Origin of the sequence: Streptomyces sp. NPDC001544, assembly GCF_042894285.1 — a bacterium.
Classification (GTDB): Bacteria; Actinomycetota; Actinomycetes; order Streptomycetales; family Streptomycetaceae; genus Streptomyces.
The window spans coordinates 128539-146561 of the sequence record NZ_JBIAVN010000007.1 but is presented as its reverse complement, the minus strand read 5'-3'; the positions used below and the strand labels follow the sequence as shown (position 1 = coordinate 146561).

General features: G+C 71.3%; 21 protein-coding genes and 1 pseudogene. 10 read left to right on the top strand and 12 right to left on the bottom strand.

All coding sequences use genetic code 11. The features are described from left to right. Position 1: 1 nt before the first annotated feature. The 3 genes from uppS to ACFY0F_RS19995 are packed head-to-tail and all read right to left on the bottom strand — an operon-like array spanning position 2 to position 3294. Positions 2–1783 carry a polyprenyl diphosphate synthase gene (uppS, locus tag ACFY0F_RS20005; protein ID WP_388795628.1) on the bottom strand — a complete coding sequence of 594 codons (1782 nt, stop codon included), beginning with the start codon at positions 1781–1783 and terminating at the stop codon, positions 2–4. Positions 1784–1843: 60 nt separating this feature from the next. Further along, complete coding sequence (locus ACFY0F_RS20000; RefSeq protein WP_388795625.1) at positions 1844–2686, bottom strand: ABC transporter permease; 843 nt, start codon at positions 2684–2686, stop codon at positions 1844–1846. Continuing rightward, entirely contained in the window at positions 2683–3294 is a 612-nt protein-coding gene (locus ACFY0F_RS19995) for an ATP-binding cassette domain-containing protein (RefSeq protein WP_388795622.1), read from the bottom strand. Before ACFY0F_RS19995 ends, ACFY0F_RS20000 begins: the two co-directional genes overlap by 4 nt. Before the next feature lie 300 nt (positions 3295–3594). On the opposite strand from ACFY0F_RS19995, the gene ACFY0F_RS19990 reads away from it, so the two are divergent. Continuing rightward, complete coding sequence (locus ACFY0F_RS19990) at positions 3595–3969, top strand: bleomycin resistance protein (protein WP_388795619.1); 375 nt, start codon at positions 3595–3597, stop codon at positions 3967–3969. Further along, on the top strand, positions 3966–4607 hold the full coding sequence (locus ACFY0F_RS19985) for a nucleotidyltransferase domain-containing protein (RefSeq protein WP_388795615.1): 642 nt from the start codon (positions 3966–3968) through the stop codon (positions 4605–4607). The genes ACFY0F_RS19990 and ACFY0F_RS19985 overlap by 4 nt, the downstream gene beginning before the upstream one ends. Positions 4608–4670: 63 nt before the next feature. Here ACFY0F_RS19985 and ACFY0F_RS19980 read toward each other — a convergent pair whose 3' ends face one another. Next, positions 4671–5231 (bottom strand): TetR/AcrR family transcriptional regulator, encoded by a 561-nt coding sequence (locus tag ACFY0F_RS19980; protein ID WP_388795612.1) that lies wholly within the window; start codon positions 5229–5231, stop codon positions 4671–4673. Positions 5232–5330: 99 nt separating this feature from the next. Here ACFY0F_RS19980 and ACFY0F_RS19975 point away from each other — a divergent pair, with 99 nt between their 5' ends. The 3 genes from ACFY0F_RS19975 (at position 5331) to ACFY0F_RS19965 (ending at position 7244) form a co-directional block, all read left to right on the top strand. Then, complete coding sequence (locus ACFY0F_RS19975) at positions 5331–6071, top strand: SDR family oxidoreductase (protein ID WP_388795609.1); 741 nt, start codon at positions 5331–5333, stop codon at positions 6069–6071. Between the two features lie 71 nt (positions 6072–6142). Then, on the top strand, positions 6143–6769 hold the full coding sequence (locus tag ACFY0F_RS19970) for a hypothetical protein (protein ID WP_388795606.1): 627 nt from the start codon (positions 6143–6145) through the stop codon (positions 6767–6769). A 52-nt stretch (positions 6770–6821) separates the two neighbouring features. Then, positions 6822–7244, top strand: a complete 423-nt coding sequence (locus ACFY0F_RS19965) for an acyl-CoA thioesterase (protein ID WP_388795602.1) — start codon at positions 6822–6824, stop codon at positions 7242–7244. 64 nt (positions 7245–7308) lie between these two features. On the opposite strand, the pseudogene ACFY0F_RS19960 reads toward ACFY0F_RS19965, so the two are convergent. The 8 genes and pseudogenes from ACFY0F_RS19960 to polX form a co-directional block, all read right to left on the bottom strand. Continuing rightward, positions 7309–7395 (bottom strand): annotated as a pseudogene (locus ACFY0F_RS19960) (TMEM175 family protein); the annotation flags it as partial. Between the two features lie 45 nt (positions 7396–7440). Continuing rightward, the gene (locus tag ACFY0F_RS19955; protein WP_388795599.1) at positions 7441–8820 is read right to left on the bottom strand and encodes an 8-oxoguanine deaminase; all 1380 of its coding nucleotides are present in this window, start codon (positions 8818–8820) and stop codon (positions 7441–7443) included. A 10-nt stretch (positions 8821–8830) separates the two neighbouring features. After that, the gene (gene pucL, locus ACFY0F_RS19950; RefSeq protein WP_388795596.1) at positions 8831–9724 is read right to left on the bottom strand and encodes a factor-independent urate hydroxylase; all 894 of its coding nucleotides are present in this window, start codon (positions 9722–9724) and stop codon (positions 8831–8833) included. 4 nt (positions 9725–9728) lie between these two features. Continuing rightward, complete coding sequence (gene uraH / locus ACFY0F_RS19945; protein WP_388795593.1) at positions 9729–10109, bottom strand: hydroxyisourate hydrolase; 381 nt, start codon at positions 10107–10109, stop codon at positions 9729–9731. A 4-nt stretch (positions 10110–10113) separates the two neighbouring features. After that, a complete protein-coding gene (uraD, locus tag ACFY0F_RS19940; RefSeq protein WP_388795590.1) occupies positions 10114–10626 on the bottom strand; it encodes a 2-oxo-4-hydroxy-4-carboxy-5-ureidoimidazoline decarboxylase in 513 nt (170 codons plus the stop codon). Positions 10627–10743: 117 nt separating this feature from the next. Next, complete coding sequence (locus ACFY0F_RS19935) at positions 10744–11046, bottom strand: helix-turn-helix domain-containing protein (RefSeq protein ID WP_388796227.1); 303 nt, start codon at positions 11044–11046, stop codon at positions 10744–10746. A gap of 54 nt (positions 11047–11100) precedes the next feature. Then, a complete protein-coding gene (locus ACFY0F_RS19930) occupies positions 11101–11364 on the bottom strand; it encodes a thiamine-binding protein (RefSeq protein WP_388795587.1) in 264 nt (87 codons plus the stop codon). Positions 11365–11408: 44 nt separating this feature from the next. Next, complete coding sequence (polX, locus tag ACFY0F_RS19925; protein ID WP_388795584.1) at positions 11409–13157, bottom strand: DNA polymerase/3'-5' exonuclease PolX; 1749 nt, start codon at positions 13155–13157, stop codon at positions 11409–11411. A 91-nt stretch (positions 13158–13248) separates the two neighbouring features. Between polX and ACFY0F_RS19920 the strand changes: the two genes are divergently transcribed. The 5 genes from ACFY0F_RS19920 to ACFY0F_RS19900 all read left to right on the top strand — a co-directional run bounded on the left by ACFY0F_RS19920 (position 13249) and on the right by ACFY0F_RS19900 (position 18004). Continuing rightward, positions 13249–14307, top strand: coding sequence for a lytic transglycosylase domain-containing protein (locus tag ACFY0F_RS19920; protein ID WP_388795581.1), 1059 nt, complete (start codon positions 13249–13251; stop codon positions 14305–14307). Positions 14308–14377: 70 nt separating this feature from the next. After that, positions 14378–15385, top strand: a complete 1008-nt coding sequence (locus ACFY0F_RS19915) for a sigma-70 family RNA polymerase sigma factor (RefSeq protein WP_388795578.1) — start codon at positions 14378–14380, stop codon at positions 15383–15385. A 97-nt stretch (positions 15386–15482) separates the two neighbouring features. After that, positions 15483–16430 carry an ABC transporter ATP-binding protein gene (locus ACFY0F_RS19910; RefSeq protein ID WP_388795575.1) on the top strand — a complete coding sequence of 316 codons (948 nt, stop codon included), beginning with the start codon at positions 15483–15485 and terminating at the stop codon, positions 16428–16430. Further along, on the top strand, positions 16427–17197 hold the full coding sequence (locus tag ACFY0F_RS19905) for an MlaE family ABC transporter permease (RefSeq protein ID WP_388795572.1): 771 nt from the start codon (positions 16427–16429) through the stop codon (positions 17195–17197). The genes ACFY0F_RS19910 and ACFY0F_RS19905 overlap by 4 nt, the downstream gene beginning before the upstream one ends. A gap of 3 nt (positions 17198–17200) precedes the next feature. Beyond that, positions 17201–18004 (top strand): MlaE family ABC transporter permease, encoded by an 804-nt coding sequence (locus ACFY0F_RS19900; RefSeq protein WP_388795569.1) that lies wholly within the window; start codon positions 17201–17203, stop codon positions 18002–18004. Positions 18005–18023 lie beyond the last annotated feature (19 nt).

The window sequence follows — 18023 nt, the reverse complement described above, 5'->3', positions numbered from 1 at the left end:
GTCACCCCGTGGTCGAAGTGGCCCGTGGCCCCGCGGTTCCGTACCGGCGCTGACGGTTGCCGTATTCGGTGATGGCTCGCCAGAGGTCTCGCCGGTCGACGTCGGGCCAGTAGTCGGACGTGAAGTGGAGTTCGGCGTAGGCGGCGTGCCAGGGAAGGAAGTTGGAGGTGCGCTGCTCGCCTCCGGTGCGCCAGAGCAGGTCGACGCCCGGCATGTCGGGGAAGGGCAGGTGACGTGCGACGTCGTCCTCGCCGATGAGGTCGGGGTCCAGGTCGCCGGCCCGCGCCGCTCGGGCGAGGGCCGCGGCGGCGCGGGTGATCTCGTCCCGGCCGCCGTAGTTGAAGCAGAGGGTGCAGGTCAGGCCGGTACGGGTGCGGGTGGTGGCCTCCTTGTGCCGCAGGGACTCGACGAGGTCGGCCGGCATTTTCTCCGGGCGGCCGGACCAGCGCAGGCACACGTCCAGGTCACGGAAGGGGTCGTCGCGCAGTTCCTTCTGCAGGGTGTCCATGAGGCCCGTGACCTCCTCCGTGTCGCGTCTCCAGTTCTCGGTGGAGAACGCGTACACGGTCAGGTGGGACAGGCCGATCTCCAGTGCGCCGTAGACGATGTCGTGCAGGGCGGCGACGCCGGCGCGATGGCCTTCGGAGCGGGGCAGGCCGCGGTGTTCGGCCCAGCGGCCGTTGCCGTCCATGATGATGGCCACGTGGGTCGGCATGGTTTCGGCGCTGATCTGCGGGGGCCGGCAGCCGCTGGGGTGGCTGGGCGGCTCCTGGAACGTCCTCACCCCCGGAGACAAGGGCGCCGTTGTACGGGGTGCGCTCGCCGTGGGACGTCGTGAGGCGGGGGGAACGGTGACCGGGGTCAGGCTCCAGGCCAGGGCCGACCTGATGCGCGCGGGGACGAAGATGCGTCCACGCGTCGCAAGCGAGGGGCGCGCCTCGGAGCGGAGCAGGGCCGGGCCTGCCGCCTCGACGGCGTCGAGCTGGGCGAGCAGCAGGTCGGCCATCGTCTTGGCCAGGGTGGCGGGTCCCGGGTGCATGCCCTGGGTCAGACCGGGCTGGGTCACCCAGCGGCGGGCGATGCCGGTCAGTTCGGTGACCAGCGCCGCCGCGGCCTCGCTCCACCGGCGGTGCCGCAGGTCGTCCTCGGCCCCGGGGAACTGTTGCGTGAACTCGCGGGGAAGCAGGAGCGCGCCCTCGTCCAGGTCGGCCGCCAGGTCGGTGAGGGTCTCGACGAGGCGGGCGCCGTCGAGGAACCGCTCGTAGCTCCCCTGCCGGTCGAGTCGGAAGACCACCGGCACGCCTGCCCGGCCGAGCAGACTCCGCACCAGGTCGAAGGTGGGCAGGACATGACCGCGGCTCCAGGCACGCCACTGGGCCCAGTCGTCGAAGTGCCTGCGGTGGGCGTCGTCGAGGGACACGAGCATCCCGTCCCGGAGAGCGGACAGGTCCACGTGCCACCGGGTGACGGTGTCCACCAGGGCGAGACGCACCGGGTCGGTGCTCGTGCCGGAGACCAGATCGGCCTCCAGCGCGGCGATCCAGTCCTCGGCCCGGGCGGTCCGCTCGGCTGCCGTGGCATCCCGGTCGTCGATCAGATCGTCGATCGCGGACAGCGCGGCCCAGAGGGCTGCGCCCGCCGGCCGCAGCGCGGAGGGCAGCAGGCGGATGAGAGCGTACGTCTCGGGGTCCTGTCTGCGTGCCCTGCGGCGGCACAGGCGGTAAGCGGCCCGCAGGTCGGCTTCAGTGCGGTCGTCGGACACGGTTTCACGGATTCGGGGCATGTCTGCGGGACTCCAGCTGAAGGCACGTACCGGCCGGCGAGGACGAATGCTGCGGGGACGTCAACTCACCGCTGTGGTACCGGCATCGGCTGCCTGGTCCGCGCCGGACCGACGGGGCCCCGGCAGGTGGGGCCGGGTCGCCGGGAGCAGGGCGTCGCGGGTGCGGTGGTGGAAGGCGAGGAGAGCGATGAGCCCGGCTCCGGCGGACCAGCCGAGCTGGATGGCGACGTGGCCGGGCAGTCCCGTCGTGGAGAAGCCCGCGGCGGTGCTGGCCTGCATGGCGCCGTAGGAGGGCAGGAAGCGGGTGACGGGGCTCTCGCTGCCCGAGCTGGTGATCGGGTTCTGCAGGCCGAGGTCGATGATGCTCGTCATCAGGATGGCGAACATGCCCTCGACCTCCCGGTGCAGCACGGCGCCGAAGCCGACGCCGAGGACGCCGTAGGTCAGGGCGGCGCCGAACAGGGCGACGGCGAGCAGGACGGGCTGGCGCGGTGTCCAGATCAGGCAGGTGACGGCGGTGGCGTAGGCGGACACGGCCGCTGAGGCCATGGCGAGAGCGGCGACCTTCGCCAGCACGAGATGGGCGCGGGGGTAGCCGGCCATGGCGAGGCGGCGGTCGAAGTCATGGCCGGAGAACGTGGCCGCGAACATCATGAACCCGGTGATCAGGGTGACGGCGTTGAGCGCACCGCTGATCTCGGTGATCTCGTTCCCTCGCGGAGCGAGGATCTCCCCGGTGGCCCGCAGCCGCATCCGGGCCGGGGTGTCGGGCATGACCAGGTACGCCAGCATCGTCCACAGCGGGATGAACACCGCGACCAGCACCATCGCGAACCGGTTGCGCACGTGCTCGGTCACCGCGTAGCGGGTCGCGGTGGTGAACAGTCTCAGGTGTCTGCTCATGCCGCACCCGCGAGGGGCGCGACGGGCTGGAGCGTCCCGTCCTTCAGCCGCCACAGTGCGTCCAGCCGCTCGGCGTCGTAGGCGAGATGCGAGACGACCAGGACCGAGCGTCCGGCATCGCGCAGCCGGGCGGCGAGTTCCCAGAACCGCTGGTAGGTGTCCCAGTCGAAGCCCTGGTAGGGCTCGTCCAGCAGCAGCACCTGCGGACGGTGCATGAGGGCCAGGGTCAGGTTCAGTTTCTGTCGCGTCCCGCCGCTGAGCACCCCGGCGCGTACGTCGGCGTACTCGGCGAATCCCAGGACGTCCATGGCCTCCTCGGCGTGGCCCAGGTCGGCCAGGCCGAAGGCCGTTCTGAAGAACTCCAGGTGCTGCCGGACGGTGAAGGCGTCGTTGAGGACGGCGTGCTGCGGGCAGTACCCGAAGCGGCCGCTGTGCCGGACGGTGCCGCGACAGGGGCGCAGCTCCCCGGAGAGGATCCTGAGCAGGGTCGACTTGCCCGCGCCGTTCTCGCCGACGATGCCGACCAGCGCGCCGTGCGGCAGATCGAAGTCGATCCCGCGCAGCACCGAGCGCCGACGGTAGGAGTGATGTAAGTCCATGACCTTCACGCGGTCGCCCCACCGACGATGCCCGGGGCCACCAGCGCGACGCCTCCGTCACGGACACTCCGGTGCCCGGAAATCCTCAAAGCCCCTCCAGGCGCGTCGACCGTGCAGGAACGGCACCGCCTTCGCAGCCTCAACAGTGCTGCGCGGTACGCGAGTTGCTGCCGCCCCGCTGGGCGACACACAGACCGTACAGCGGCAGAAACGACGATTCAGGTACCAGTGAGTCAATCCCCCCGATCGGGTGACAGCGGGCGCGACTTCCCCCTGTGCTCGGTGTCGCCCGCCTGCGAGACTGGCCGGATGCCGGAAGTCGTCTTCAGCAGCGTCGCCCCCGTCGTCCCCGTCCGGAACCTCGATGCCGCTCTGGAGCGGTACCGCCGTCTGGGCTTCACGGCGCAACGCCACGAGGGCCCCGATCGCTATGGCTTCGTCGAGCGGGGCTCGGTGTCGGTCCACCTGACGGAGTGCTCCGAGCACGACCCGCACAGCACCGGAGCCGTCCTCTACCTCTACGTGAGCGATTCCGACGCCGTCTTCGCCCAGTGGAAGGCCTCCGGCGTGGAGGGCCGCTTCACCGAGCCGGCCGACATGCCCTACGGCCTCCGCGAGTTCGCGTACGTGGACGCCGACGGCACGGCTCACCGGGTGGGGTCACCGACGGCGTCGGCCCGATGACCGGTTCCGTACCGCCCGGCGGCGCCATCCTCGATGCGGACGAGCTGGAGGCTCGGTGGGCGCATGCCTGGCGGCCGGAGCAGGTCGCGGAGCGGTTGGCCGGGGTCGGTGCGCCCTGGTGCGTCGTGGCGGGGTGGGCGCTGGACCTGTTCCGCGGAGGGCAGTCGCGGCCCCACGGCGATCTGGAGATCGCGGTACCTTCGGCGGGGTTCACGGAGGTTCGCGACCGCTTCCCGGAGTACGAGTTCGACGCGGTGGGCTCGGGGCGGGTCTGGGCGGGGGCGCGAGCCGAGGTGCTCGCGGCCACGCACCAGACCTGGCTGCGGGATCCGGTGAGCGGTCGGTTCCTGTTCGACGTCTTCCGCGAGCCGCACGACGGCGGGACCTGGATCTGCCGACGGGACGAGAGCCTGCGGCTGCCGTACGACGCGATCATCGAACGGACCACCGACGGCATCCCCTGTCTGGTGCCGGAGCTGGCGCTGCTGTTCAAGGCGAAGGCGACGCGCCCCAAGGACCATGCGGACTTCGACGGAGTCCTGCCGCTGCTGAGCCGGGCACGGCGCGACGTCCTCCGTGGCCGGCTGGCACGCATGCATCCCGGGCATCCCTGGCTGACGAAACTGGCGGGGCGGTGAGGCCGGGCTGACGTCTGCGCGCATCAGGCGCTGTCGGGTCCGACGCTTGCCCCTCCTCTGCCCTCACCGACCCGCGTCCTGTCGGGAAAGACCGTCGAGGATGACGTTCATCAGAGGCCGTGCCGTTGATTTCCACTCGTCCCGGTCCAGTCGGCCGAGGTAGGCGATGAGCACGAGGACCCCGTGGGCGTCCACGTCCGCACGGATGGAACCTGCCGCTTTTCCGGCGTCCAGCAGGTGTCCGAGGGCGTCTTCGATGGGGTTGTGGCTGTGGGCGACAAGGTCCTGCCACGCCGTCGGCTCAAGCGCTGCCAGGACGCCACGCTTGATCTCGGCGTAGTCGATCACTCGGTCGAGCCAGTGACGCAAGGCTTCCACGGGCTCGTGTTCCGCCAGCAGAGTGGGGGCGGCGGTCACGAGTTCTTCGACGTCGCGCCGGTAGACCTCGGCGAGGAGCGCTTCGCGGTTGGGGAAGTTCCGGTAGAGGGTTCCCTGTCCCACTCCGGCGCGCTTGGCGATCTCGTTGAGGTGGACGTGGTCGGACTCGGCGAGGGCCGCGCGGGCGGCCTCCACGATGCGGGTGCGGTTCTGTGCCGCATCCGGACGGCGTGCCGGCACGCTCATAGGCCACTCCTGACGTTTTTCCGCTCACCACAAATGGACGCGTGTCCGGTAGTGTGAGCCCCTGCGGCGGACACGTGTCCACTTTACTTGGAGGCAGTAGTGCTCTCTCTTGACGGCAAGATCGTCGCCATCACCGGAGCGAGTGGCGGCATCGGCGAAGCCACGGCCCGTCTGCTCGCACAGCGTGGCGCCGCGGTCGTGCTCGCGGCGCGCCGCAGTGAACGCATCGACGCCATAGCGCAGGACATCCGGGAGCAGGGGGGCCGTGCCGCCCGTTGCGTCGTCGACGTCACCCAGGCCGAGGACCTGCAGCGTCTGGTTGCCACCACCATCGACCAGTACGGCCGTCTCGACGTACTGGTGAACAACGCCGGCATCGCCCCGATCAGCCCGCTGGCCGACCTCGACACCGAAAGCTGGTCGGCCATGATCGATGTCAACCTCCGCGGCACGCTCAACGGCATCGCCGCCGCACTGCCCGCCTTCCGCAAGCAAGGGGCGGGCCACATGGTGAGCATCGTCTCCGTGGCCGGTCTGACCGTGTCCCCCTCGATGGCCGTCTACGCCGCGACCAAAAACGCGGTGCGCACCATCCATGAGGGACTGCGCACGGAGTCCACCGACGGGGTGGTGCGCACGACAGCCATCTCGCCGGGATACGTACGCACTGATCTCGCCGACTCCATGACCGACCCGCACATCCGCAAGCAGACACGCAAGAACATGGATGCGGTGGGCATCCCTCCGGCGGCGGTCGCCCGTGCGGTGGCCTTCGCCATCGAGCAGCCCGACGACGTCGAGATCGGCGAGATCAACGTTCGCCCCACCGTCCAGGCATGACACGATCGAGTCGGCTGTCAGTGCCCGGTCGTAGGCTGCCCAGTGGGCCGACCGCCGGGGAGGAGCACGCCGTGAGCCGTTCGCCGACCGTCGCGCAGCGGCGGGTGATCAATGCCGCCGATCCCGTCACCGGGCGGCTGAGGGGTACGGAGGCGCAGCTCGCCGCCCTGGTCGCGCGGGGGCTGGCCTTCCGGCATCCGCGGCCGCCGCACGACCACTTCCTGACGCCGGCCGGGCACCGGATACGGGAGGCGGTGCCGGAGGAGAGCGGCGCGGCGCCGGTACATCCTGGGGGTGATGGGGTTTTCGCCGCCCGCGTCGGAGGGGACGACGAGGAGGCCGCCGGGCCGTCCCGCGTGCGCGAGGTGCACAGCGCGTGGCAGGGGCTCGTCGAACTGCGCCGGATGACCAACCCGGACGGTGCCACGGACCGGCCCTGCTCCTGGGAGCGTACGCATCTGGTGCGGGCCGCCGCGCTCGCCCTGGAGGCTGCCGGGCACCGCCCGGCGGGCCGGGACACCGACGGCTACCGGGTGCGCGCGACCCCGCAGCCGGAGGCGGTCGCCGTGTACGCGCCGGGCGGGGAGGCGCTGCGGGCCTGCGCGGCCACTCTGGAACGGGCGGGCTGGCAGGCCGGGGAGTACACGGAGCCCCGGACGAGGGCGCGGTATCTGCTGGCGTCGCCCCGACGGGCGTAAGGCGCATGCCAAGATCGGTCGACCGGAAATCCGAACGCGAGAAGGGAAAGCAGTGACCGAACCGTTTTCCGTCCGTGTGACCGTCCGCGGCTACGAGACCGACGTACAGGGTCACCTCAACCAGGCGGTGTACGTCAACTACGCGGAGCACGCCCGCTGGACGCTGCTGCAGGCCGCCGGCATCAGCCAGGCCGAGCTGATGGGCCGGGGTGTGGGCCCGGTGGCGCTGGAGACCACCATCCGCTACCGGAGCGAACTGCTCGCCGGCGACGAGGTCGACGTGACGTGCGCGTTCGAGTGGGGCGGTGGCAAGACCTTCCGGATCCTGCAGGAGGTTCGCAAGACCGACGGCACGGTGGCCGCCGAGATCACGGCGGTGGGCGGGATGATGGACCTGAAGGCCAGGAAACTGGTCGCGGACCCGCGGGGGCTCTTCGAGGAACTGACCGCGGACCCGAGCCTGTTCGGCCTGTAGGCCACACCGCACCGCATCCGCACCGTGGGGCATGGCCCTAAAGTCCGCCGTGCGCACCGGCGTCGGGGACTTTGATCTCCAGGATGAGCAGCGTGATGGCGATGGCGAAGACACCGTCGCTGAAGGCCTCGACACGGCCGGACTCGTTCATGGCACACAGGGTGCACCATCGGGCAGAAGGTCCTCCCCCGCTTTCTCAGCCCCCGGCGGCGATCCGGGCGAGCCGCTGGGCCTCCTGACGTGTGGAGCGGGCGACCGCGTCCTCGTCGACGGTGAGGAGGCGGCCGTTCTCGACGATCTGCCGGCCGTTCACGAACGACGCGGTGACCGGGGCGGCCGCGCCGAGGACCAGCGCGGTCACGGGGTCGGCGATCGAGGCGTGGGCGAGGGTGTCGAGCTTCCACAGGACCAGGTCGGCGAGTTTGCCCGGCTCCAGGGAGCCGGTCTCGGCGGCGCGGCCCAGCACCTGGGCACCGCCGTACGTGCCGAGGCGCAGCGCCTGCCGGGCGTTCAGGGCCGCTTCGCGGTGCTTGCCGAGGCGGTTGATGAGGAGGGCGTTGCGCAGTTCGGTGTGCAGCTCCCCGGACTCGTTGGAGGCGGTGCCGTCGACACCGAGGCCGACCGGTACACCGGCCGCGAGCATGTCCGGGACCCGGGCGATACCGGCGGCGAGGCGGGCGTTGGAGGAGGGGCAGTGGGCGACACCGGTCCCGGTGCGGGCGAAGGCGGCGATGTCGGAGTCGTTCATGTGGACGCAGTGCGCCATCCACACGTCCTCGCCGAGCCAGCCGGTGGACTCCAGGTAGTCGGTGGGGCCCATGCCGAACTGTTCGTGGCAGAACTTCTCCTCCTCCACGGTCTCCGAGCCGTGGGTGTGCAGCCGTACGCCAAGGCGGCGGGCCAACTCGGCGCCTTCCTTGAGCAGTTCGGTGGAGACGGAGAAGGGCGAGCAGGGGGCGACGGCAACCTGGGTCATCGCGTCGGAGGAGGCGTCGTGGTGCCGTCCGACGGTCTCCTCCGTCGCGGTGAGGGCGCCTTCGAGGGACTCGACGGCGAAGTCCGGGGGCAGGCCGCCGTCCTTCTCGCCGCGGTCCATGGAGCCGCGGGCGAGGGTGAAGCGGATGCCCGTCTCGCGGGCGGCGCGGATGATCGCGCCGGACAGGTCGCCGGCAGTCTTCGGGAAGACGTAGTGGTGGTCCATGGCGGTGGTGACGCCGCCGCGGGCCATCATCGCCAGCGAGCCCTGGGCGGCCGCGTACACCATCGGCTCGTCGATGCGCGCCCACGTCGGGTACAGCGCGACCAGCCAGTCGAAGAGGTTGTGGTCCGTGGCCAGACCCCGGGTGATCCACTGGTAGAAGTGGTGGTGGGTGTTGACCAGGCCCGGGGTGACCAGGTGCCCGGTGGCGTCGATGCGGCGTACGACGTCCTCCAGGCCGTCCGGGGCCCGGCCCGCGCCGAGCGACTCGATCCGGTTGCCGGCGAGGACGACGTGTCCGTTCGCGTACTCGGTGTCGTGTGCGTCGACCGTGGCGATCGAACAGTTCTCGATGACGGTGCGCTGGGCTGCTGCCATGGTGCGTCCTTCAGAGGTTGGTGAGGTCCGCCGGGATCTTCGCCTCGCAACCGTCGCGCAGGACGGTGGCCTCGATCAGGCCGTAGGGGCGGTCGGCGGCGAGGTACACCTCGTTGTCGTTCTCCAGACCGAACGGCTTCAGATCGACCAGGAAGTGGTGCTTGTTCGGGAGGGAGAAACGGATCTCGTCGATCTCGCCGCGGCGGTCGATGATCCGCGCGCCCATGGCGTACAGGGTCTGTTGGAGCGACAGCGAGTAGGTCTCCGCGAAGGCTCCCAGGAGGTGCCCCTTGATCTGTGCGTACGACTCGTCCCAGGCCGGCATCCGCTGTGCGTCCTCGGTCCAGTTGAAGCGCCAGCGGCCGGAGACCTCGGTGGCCAGGATGCGGTCGTGGGCCTCGGGAAGGGTCGTGTACCTGTCCCTGACGTAGCCCCAGAACTCGGAGTCGGTCGAGTTCATCACGGTGAGGTCCTTGAGGCCGGAGACGACCTCCCACGAGCGGCCGTCGTAGGTGATCTGGGCCAGCCGGGTCTCCTGGCCCCTGCGGACGAAGGAGTGCGCGCCCTTCCCTGAGTGCTCGATCCGCTCCCAGGTGTACTCCTCGATGCGGATGCGCGCCCGGTGGATGGGTTCCTGCGATGTGACGAAGTGGCGGGCGAGAAGGATGCCGAACTGCTCGGCGGACTCGATGCCGTGCTCCTTGGCGAACGCGTACACCGTGTTCTTGGTGGTGTCGGTCGGCAGGACGTTGGCGTTCGAGCCGGAGTAGTGGACCTCGTCCATGTCGCCGCTCAGCGACACCGACACGCCCAGGTCCTTGATGTGGTGGGTCGCGCCGTCCCGCGTGATCCTCACGACCCGGTTCTCGGCCTTGCCGTACTGGTTCTGTCCCAGGATGGGCATCTGGCTAGCTCCCTCGGTATACGGAGTAACCGAACGGGTTGAGCAGCAGCGGCACGTGGTAGTGCTCGCCGGCCCGCACGGCGAAGGTGACGGCCACCTCGGGGAAGAACACCGCCCGCCCGTCGTCGGACTTCTGCTCCCGGTACGGCTCCAGGTACGGCTCCACGGCGAAGTCGAGCCGTACGTGGCTGGTCCCCTCCGGCGGCGCCGGAAGGTCCCTGCACCGCCCCTCCGCGTCGGTCACGGAGCCCCCGAGCGCCTGCCACCGCGCGTCGCGGCCCGCGCGGGCGGCGAGGTGGACGGCGACGCCCGCGGCGGGGCGGCCGGCGGAGGTGTCCAGGATGTGCGTGGACACCGAGGCCGTGGTGCTGGTGCTGGTGCTCATACGTTCAGGCGTCCTCTTCGACGAGTCGGGCCAGCCGGATGCGGTTGATCCTGCCCAGTTCGGCGCGGACGATCTCCCGTTCCTGCTCCGGCGCGTTGCCGATCCGCTCCTTGAGCGCGTCCCGCATCTGCTCGCCGGTCAGGCCGGTGGCGCAGATGAGGAAGACATGGCCGAACCTGTCCTGGTAGGCCAGGTTCAGTTCGAGCATCTCCGCCTTCAGCTCCTTCGTGGTGCCCTCCATGCCGCTCTGCTCCCGGGCGGAGGCCGGATCGCCCGGCTTCGGACGGCCGATCGGGGGATGCCCGGCCATCGCCTCCTCCAGGTCCGCGTCGGTCAGCCCGGCCGTGGCGGCGTCGCCGGCGGCGTAGAGGTCCTGGGCCGTGGCGTACGGGCGGGCGGCGAGCAGCGTCGTGGCCCACGCGGTGGCGGCGCACAGCTCGTGGAGGACGGCGAAGGCCGCGTGCTCCTCCAGGGCGTTGAACCGGGCCAGGCCCAAAGGCATGGAAGTCGAAGTCACCGGAGCCTCCGTGGCAGCGACGGGCCTATGTGCGGAACGGGCTGCCGACAGCTAACGCCCCCCGGAATCATCACGTCAACAGTTTGTTGAAAATTCTGGGTTACCGGGGAGCGCCGCTCAGCGGCGGTTGAGGTAGTTGTAGACCGTGAAGCGGCTCACCCCGAGGGCGCTCGCGACGGTCTCCACGCCGTGCCGTACCGAGAAGGCGCCGCGTGCCTCGAGTACCCGTACGACCTCCTGCTTGGCCTTGCGGTCGAGGTCGGCCAGCGGCTTGCCCTGCTTGCGCTCCATGGCGGCCAGGATGTGGTCGAGGGAGTCGGCGAGCTGGGGCAGGCGTACGGCGACGACGTCGACGCCCTCCCAGGCGAGCACCACGTCGTCGGGGCCGGCCTCGTCCGGCGGCAGCAGTTCCCCGCCCATCGCGTCGACCAGCGGCTTCACGGCCGTGATGAACGGCTCGTCCCCGCTCACGTATCACTCTTCCCGGTCACGTCGCCCTCTTTCGATCACGTTGACCTGGAGCGAGATCCGGGTGGCGCCTGCCTCCATGGTCCTGCGCAGCAGCGTGTCCACGGCCGCGAGGACGGCGTCCGCGCCCCCTTCCACCGTGTTGCCGAAGGGGCCGACGTCCACGGAGTCCAGCTCGGCCGTCTCGACGACCTCCCGGGCCACCAGCGCGTGCGCGGGTGTCTCGTCCAGGTCGAAGGGTTCGGTGGTGAACTCCACTCTCAGTCGCACGCGCTCAACCTAACGCGCGGTACCGCCGTTCGGGCAGCCCCCGGTCACCGCGGTGCCCTCCCCTTGCGCAGGAACCGCCGCAAGCGGGTCAGCGGCCAGGTGTTGATCACCTCGTCGGCGGTGAGCCAGCCGCGCTGCGCGGTGCCGATGCCGTAGCGCAGGTTGGCGAGGTGGAGGACGGAGTGGGCGTCGCTGTCCACGGCGAACCGCACCCCGTGCCGCCTGGCCCGCAGGATGTCCTCGTCGCGCAGGTCCAGCCGGTCCGGATGGGCGTTGATCTCCAGGGCCGTGCCGGTGCGGGCGCAGGCGGCGAACACCGCGTCCAGGTCGGCGTCGACGCCCGGCCGTCTGCCGATGATCCGGGTGGTGGGATGGCCGATGATGTCGACGTACGGGTTCTCGCAGGCGCGCACGAGCCGTCGGGTCATGGCCTCGCGGTCCTGGTGGAAATGCGAGTGCACCGAGGCCACGCACAGGTCGAACCCGGCGAGGAACCGGGCGGGCCAGTCCACGTCGCCGTCGGGGCCGATGTTCAGTTCGGCGCCGTGCAGCAGCCGGAGACCGCCGCGTGCCCCGCGGGTGGGGTAGGCGCCGTCGAGTTCCCGGACCTGCTCGCGCTGGGCCAGCATCCGCTCGTCGGTCATGCGCTGCATGGCCATGTCGGGGCCGTGGTCGGTGATCGCGTAGTAGGCGTAACCGCGCCGGGCGGCCGCCTCGGCCATCTCCTCCAGCGGGGCCAGCCCGTCGGTGAGGTCGGTGTGGCTGTGCAGGTCGCCCCGGACGTCCGCCTCGGTCACCAGGCCGGGCAGCTCGCCGCGCAGTCCGGCCTCGATCTCCCCGCGGTCCTCGCGCAGCGTGGGCGGGATCCACGGCAGGCCGAGCCGGGCGTACACCTCTTCCTCCGTCTCGGAGACGGTCTTCTCTCCGCTCTCGACGTCGAAGACGCCGTACTCGGAGAGCTTCAGCCCCTGGTGGACGGCCAGTTCCCGGGTGCGGATGTTGTGGGCCTTGGAGCCGGTGAAGTACTGCAGCGCCGCTCCCCAGGAGTCCGGAGGCACCACGCGCAGGTCGACGGCGAGGCCTTTGGCGGTGCGCACGGACGTCTTCTTCTCGCCGTGCGCGATCACTTCGGTGACGTACGGCAGCTCGGTGAACGCCCGCATGACCGGCGCCGGCGTCCCGGAGGCGACGAGGACGTCTATGTCGCCGATCGTCTCGCGCATCCTGCGCAGCGACCCGGCGTACGCGCACCGCAGGCAGCCCGTCACCTCGGACAGCGCGGCCACGATGGAGTCGGCGAGGTCGGACGCCACGTCGAGCTGGACGCGGTCGCCGGAGGACCGCAGGAGTTCGATGCCGTGGAGGATGTTCTCCTCGGTCCTCGGGCCGAAGCCCTTCAGGTCGCGCAGCCGCTCCTGGTGGACGGCGTCGGCCAGTTCGTCGACCGAGGAGACACCCAGCTCCTCGTACACCGTCAGCGCCTTCTTCGGGCCGAGCGTGGGGATGGCCGTCAGCCGTCGGACCCCGGCGGGGATCTTCGCCCGCAGCTCCTCGACGGCGGACACGCTGCCGCTGTCGAAGTACTCGAGGACCTTGTGGGCGATCGACTTGCCGACGCCCGGGATCTCCTGGAGGCCCTTGAGGTCGAGCGTGGAGACGTCGGCGTGGTGGCCGCCGATCGCGCGGGCGGCCTTCTCGTGGACGCGTGCCCTGAACGCGTCCCCGCCGGTGATCGAGATCAGGTCCGCGTACTCCTGCAGCAGCGCGGCGACCTCGTCGTTGGACCGAGCCACACCTTCAGGGTAGGCAGCCGGCGACGGACGCGCCGCCCTCCCGCGTAGAGCGTACGAGAGCAGTCCGCGGTTCGCAGGGAGGGATCACGACGTGACAGGGCACAGGGTCAGGGGCGCGCGGGGTACGGCGGTCGCGGCGGCGGCGATGGCGGCGCTGACCGCCTCGCAGGCGCCGGGGGCGGTGCCGGCACGGGCCGACGTGCCGGTGGGGCGGCCGGCGGCCGGGTACGGGCGGGACGTGTCCGGAGGCGGCCCGTACCGTACGGAGCTGCCGCCGCTGACGCGGAAGCACCCGGGTGGAGTGTCGGTGCCCGGCGCCGCGGCGCTGTCCGCGACCGTCTTCGCCGCCTACCGGCGCGCCGAGGCGGAGCTCGCGCGGACCGCGCCCGGCTGCCGGCTCCGGTGGCAGTTGCTGGCGGCGATCGGCCAGGTGGAGTCGGGGCAGGCGGACGGCGGCCGGGTGGGAGCGGACGGCACGACCGTCACACCGATCCTGGGCCCGCGGCTGGACGGCGGCGCCTTCGCCGTCGTACCGGACACGGACGGCGGCGCCTACGACGGGGACGGGACGTACGACCGCGCGGTCGGGCCGATGCAGTTCATCCCGTCCACCTGGGCCCGCTGGGGCGCCGACGGGAACGGTGACGGGCGGGCCGACCCGGACAACGTGTTCGACGCGGCGCTGGCCGCCGGGCGGTATCTGTGCGCGGCCGGGAGGGACCTGTCCGATCCGGCCGGGCTCGACCGGGCGGTGCTCGGCTACAACCACTCGGAGGCGTACCTGCGGACGGTGCGGGCCTGGTACGCGTACTTCCTGGAAGGTCACCTCGTGGTACCGGACCGCCCGTCCACGGTGGCGTCGCGGCCGCCGGCCCGCCGCGCCGCCCCTCGGCCGGAAGCCGCCCCGAAGGCGGCCCCGTCGCCCCGCCGCAGGGGCACCCCGTCCCCGGCACCCTCCGCCACGGCCTCCCCCACCCCCTCCAACTCCCGTCCGCCGACCGGGAAAACGACGAAACCGCTGGTCCCCGTACCCGGCCCGGTGACCGCTCTGCCCACCGGTGACCTGCTGCCCAGCGGCGGTCCGCTGCCCCGTGACGGCGGGGAATCGATGGGCCTCACCCCCTCCACAACCGCGACTACCGGGCGGTAATGTCGCGCTGACCCGCCGGACGGGACGACTCCGGCGGGGGAGCGCGAAAGGGCCCCTCATGGCGAGTGACATGCCTGCTCAGACGCCGGCCGCCGACGAGCGCTGGCAGCGCATGTGGAGCCACCGCGAGCACCTGCTCAAGGTGGCCCGGCGCCGGTCGATGAGCCAGGAGGACGCCGAGGACGCGGTGCACGAGGCGATGCTGCGCGCCGCCGAGCGGCCCGACCTGGACGACGAGCGGCTGGTCGCCTGGCTGACGACGGTCACGATGCGGCTGTGCGTGGACCGCTACCGGCAGGTCAACCGTGAGGCGGAGGTGCGCACCAGTCCGACGCTGATCACGCCCGGGCCGGTGCCGGTCGAGGAGGCCGTGTGCGACCGGGCCGAGGCCAGGTGGCTGGCCGTGCGCAGCGGGGAGCTGCCCGAGCGGCAGGCGGAGGCGCTGTGGCTGAAGTCCGAGGACCTGGACGTGGGCCAGGTCGCCGTCAAGATGGGCCTGAGTTACCGGACCGTCGAGTCGCTCCTCGCCCGGGCCCGGCGGACGCTGCGGAACTCGCTGGCCGCGACGCTCGGGGTCGCCGTGTTCCTCGCCGGTCGGGTGCGGCTGCGGGCGGGCGGCAAGGCGGTGGCGGTGGCGTCGACGGCGGCGACCCTGGCGGTGGCCGGGTTCGTGCTGCCGTACACGCTGCACGGTGACCCGCCGGGCAGGACCCCGCCGCCCGCCGCGTCTCCCGCGTCCGGGACCACCCCCGAGGCCGTACGGTCCGGCGGCTCCCGGCCGCCCGCCCCGGCCGTCCGGGTGCTGTCGGCCACCGCGACGCCTCGCGGGGCGGTGCCGTCGGCCGGCGCCCCCGGCCGGTCGCTGCTGCCGCTGTCGGTGCCACCCCTGCCGGCCGCCTCGCTGTCACCGGTGCCGACCGTTCCCGAGGTGCCGAGCGTGTCGGAGCTCCCGAGCGTGCCGACCCTGCCCGCCCTCCCGGACGCGTCCGCGGCGCCGACGACGCCGCCGCCGCTCCCGAAGGCGTCCGTCGCTCCCTCCGTCCCGATCTCCGTCCCGCCCCTCACCCCGCTGCCGTAGGCCCCCCGAAAAAAGTTTCCCTCTCCCGCGACGGACCCCCGCCCCCTCCCCGTAGAGCAGATGTCGGAGCTGCTCCACGGGCCGAGAGGTGGACCGGATGGGTGTCGAGATCTGTGTCGAAGGGCTGACCAAGTCCTTCGGTCACCAGGTCATCTGGCGGGACGTCTCGCTGACGCTGCCCGCCGGGGAGGTCTCCGTCATGCTCGGCCCGTCGGGCACGGGCAAGTCGGTCTTCCTCAAGACGCTCGTGGGCCTGCTGAAACCGGACCGGGGCTCGGTGACGATCGCGGGGCGGGACATCACCCGGCTCCGCGAGCACGAGCTGTACGAGGTGCGGAAGCTGTTCGGCGTGCTGTTCCAGGACGGCGCGCTGTTCGGCTCGATGAACCTGTACGACAACATCGCCTTCCCCCTGCGCGAGCACACCCGGAAGCCGGAGAGCCGGATCCGGCGCATCGTGCTGGAGAAGATGGACATGGTCGGGCTGATCGGCGCGGAGGGAAAGCTGCCCGGTGAGATCTCCGGCGGGATGCGCAAGCGGGCCGGTCTCGCCCGCGCTCTCGTCCTGGACCCCGAGATCATCCTGTTCGACGAGCCCGACTCCGGTCTCGACCCGGTGCGGGTCGCCTATCTCAACCAGCTCATCGTCGACCTCAACGCCCAGATCGACGCGACCTTCCTGATCGTCACGCACGACATCGCCTCGGCCCGCCAGGTCCCGGACAACATCGGCCTGCTGTTCCGGCGGGAACTGGTCATGTTCGGGCCGCGCGAGGAACTGCTGACCAGTGACGAGCCGGTGGTCCGGCAGTTCCTGAACGGCCGGATGCAGGGCCCCATCGGCATGGCGGAGGAGAAGGACGCGGCCCAGGTCGAGCAGGAGCTGGCCGCGCTCGGCGACGACGGCACCGCACAAGCCCCCGGCAGCCGGACGCTCCCTCCCCGCCTGCTGCCGGGACCGGGCATCACCCGGCCCGCCCGCTGGGAGGCGATCGCGCGGCACGAGGCCGAGCTGCGCCACCGGAAGGCGGTCGCCGGGGCATGAGACTGTCACCGACCGGAGCGCTCCGGCAGTCGGGGAACCTGTTCGCGATGGCCCTGGACGTCATGCGCACGATTCCCCGACGGCCTTTCCAAACAAGGGAGTTCATCCAGCAGGCCTGGTTCGTCGCGAGCGTCACCATCCTGCCGACGGCCCTCGTGTCCATCCCCTTCGGCGCGGTGATCGCGCTGCAGATCGGCAGTCTGACCCGGCAGCTCGGCGCCCAGTCGTTCTCCGGGGCCGCCTCGGTGCTGGCGGTGCTGCGGGAGGCGTCGCCGATCGTCACGGCGCTGCTGATCGCCGGCGCCGGCGGCACGGCGATCTGCGCGGACCTGGGGGCGCGGAAGATCCGCGACGAGATCGACGCGATGCAGGTGCTGGGCATCGACCCGATCCACCGGCTGGTCGTGCCGCGGGTGCTGGCCTCGATGGTGGTGGCGGTGCTGCTCAACGGCCTGGTGTCGGTGGTCGGCGTGGCGGGCGGCTACTTCTTCAACGTCGTGCTGCAGCACGGCACACCCGGCGCCTACCTGGCGTCGTTCACCACCCTCGCCCAGCTCTCCGACCTGTGGGCGGCGGAGATCAAGGCGCTGGTGTTCGGGGCGATCGCGGCCGTCGTCGCCTCGTACATGGGGCTCACCGCGAAGGGCGGTCCGAAGGGTGTGGGCGACGCCGTGAACCAGTCCGTGGTGATCACCTTCATGTTGCTGTTCGTGACGAACTTCGTGATGACCGCGGTGTACTTCCAGGTCGTCCCGCAGAGGGGCTGAGGCATGGCACTGCTGAAGGAGCTGGAGGAGCTGGGCGGTCAGCTCTCCTTCTACGGCCGGTCGCTGGCGTGGACCGGCCGGACGTTGCGCCGCTACAAGAAGGAGATCCTGCGGCTGCTCGCCGAGGTGAGCTTCGGCCGGGGCGCCCTCGCCGTGGTGGGCGGCACGGTCGGGGTGATCGCCTTCCTGTCGTTCTTCACCGGCACGGAGGTGGGCCTGCAGGGGTACGCCGCCCTGAACCAGCTCGGCACCTCGAACTTCGTGGCGTTCCTGTCGGCGTACTTCAACACCCGGGAGATAGCCCCGCTGGTGGCGGGACTCGCGCTGTCCGCGACGGTCGGCGCCGGCTTCACCGCGCAGCTCGGCGCGATGCGGATCAGCGAGGAGACCGACGCGCTCGAGGTGATGGGCGTGCCCTCGCTGCCGTTCCTGGTGACCACCCGGATGATCGCCGGTTTCGTCGCCGTCGTCCCGCTGTACGTGATCGGGCTGCTGTCCTCGTACCTGGCCGCCCGCACCATCACCACCGGCTACTACGGGCAGTCCGCGGGCACCTACGACCACTACTTCCAGCAGTACCTGCCGCCGGTCGACGTGCTGTGGTCGTTCGGGAAGGTGCTGGTCTTCGCCGTCCTGATCATTCTGGTGCACTGCTACTACGGCTACCACGCGAGCGGCGGCCCGGCGGGCGTCGGCGTCGCGGTGGGCCGCGCCGTGCGGACCTCGATCGTCGCGATCAACGTCCTGGACTTCTTCCTGTCCCTGGCGATCTGGGGCGCCAACACGACCGTGCGGATCGCGGGGTGAGCCGGGTGAGCCCTGTGAG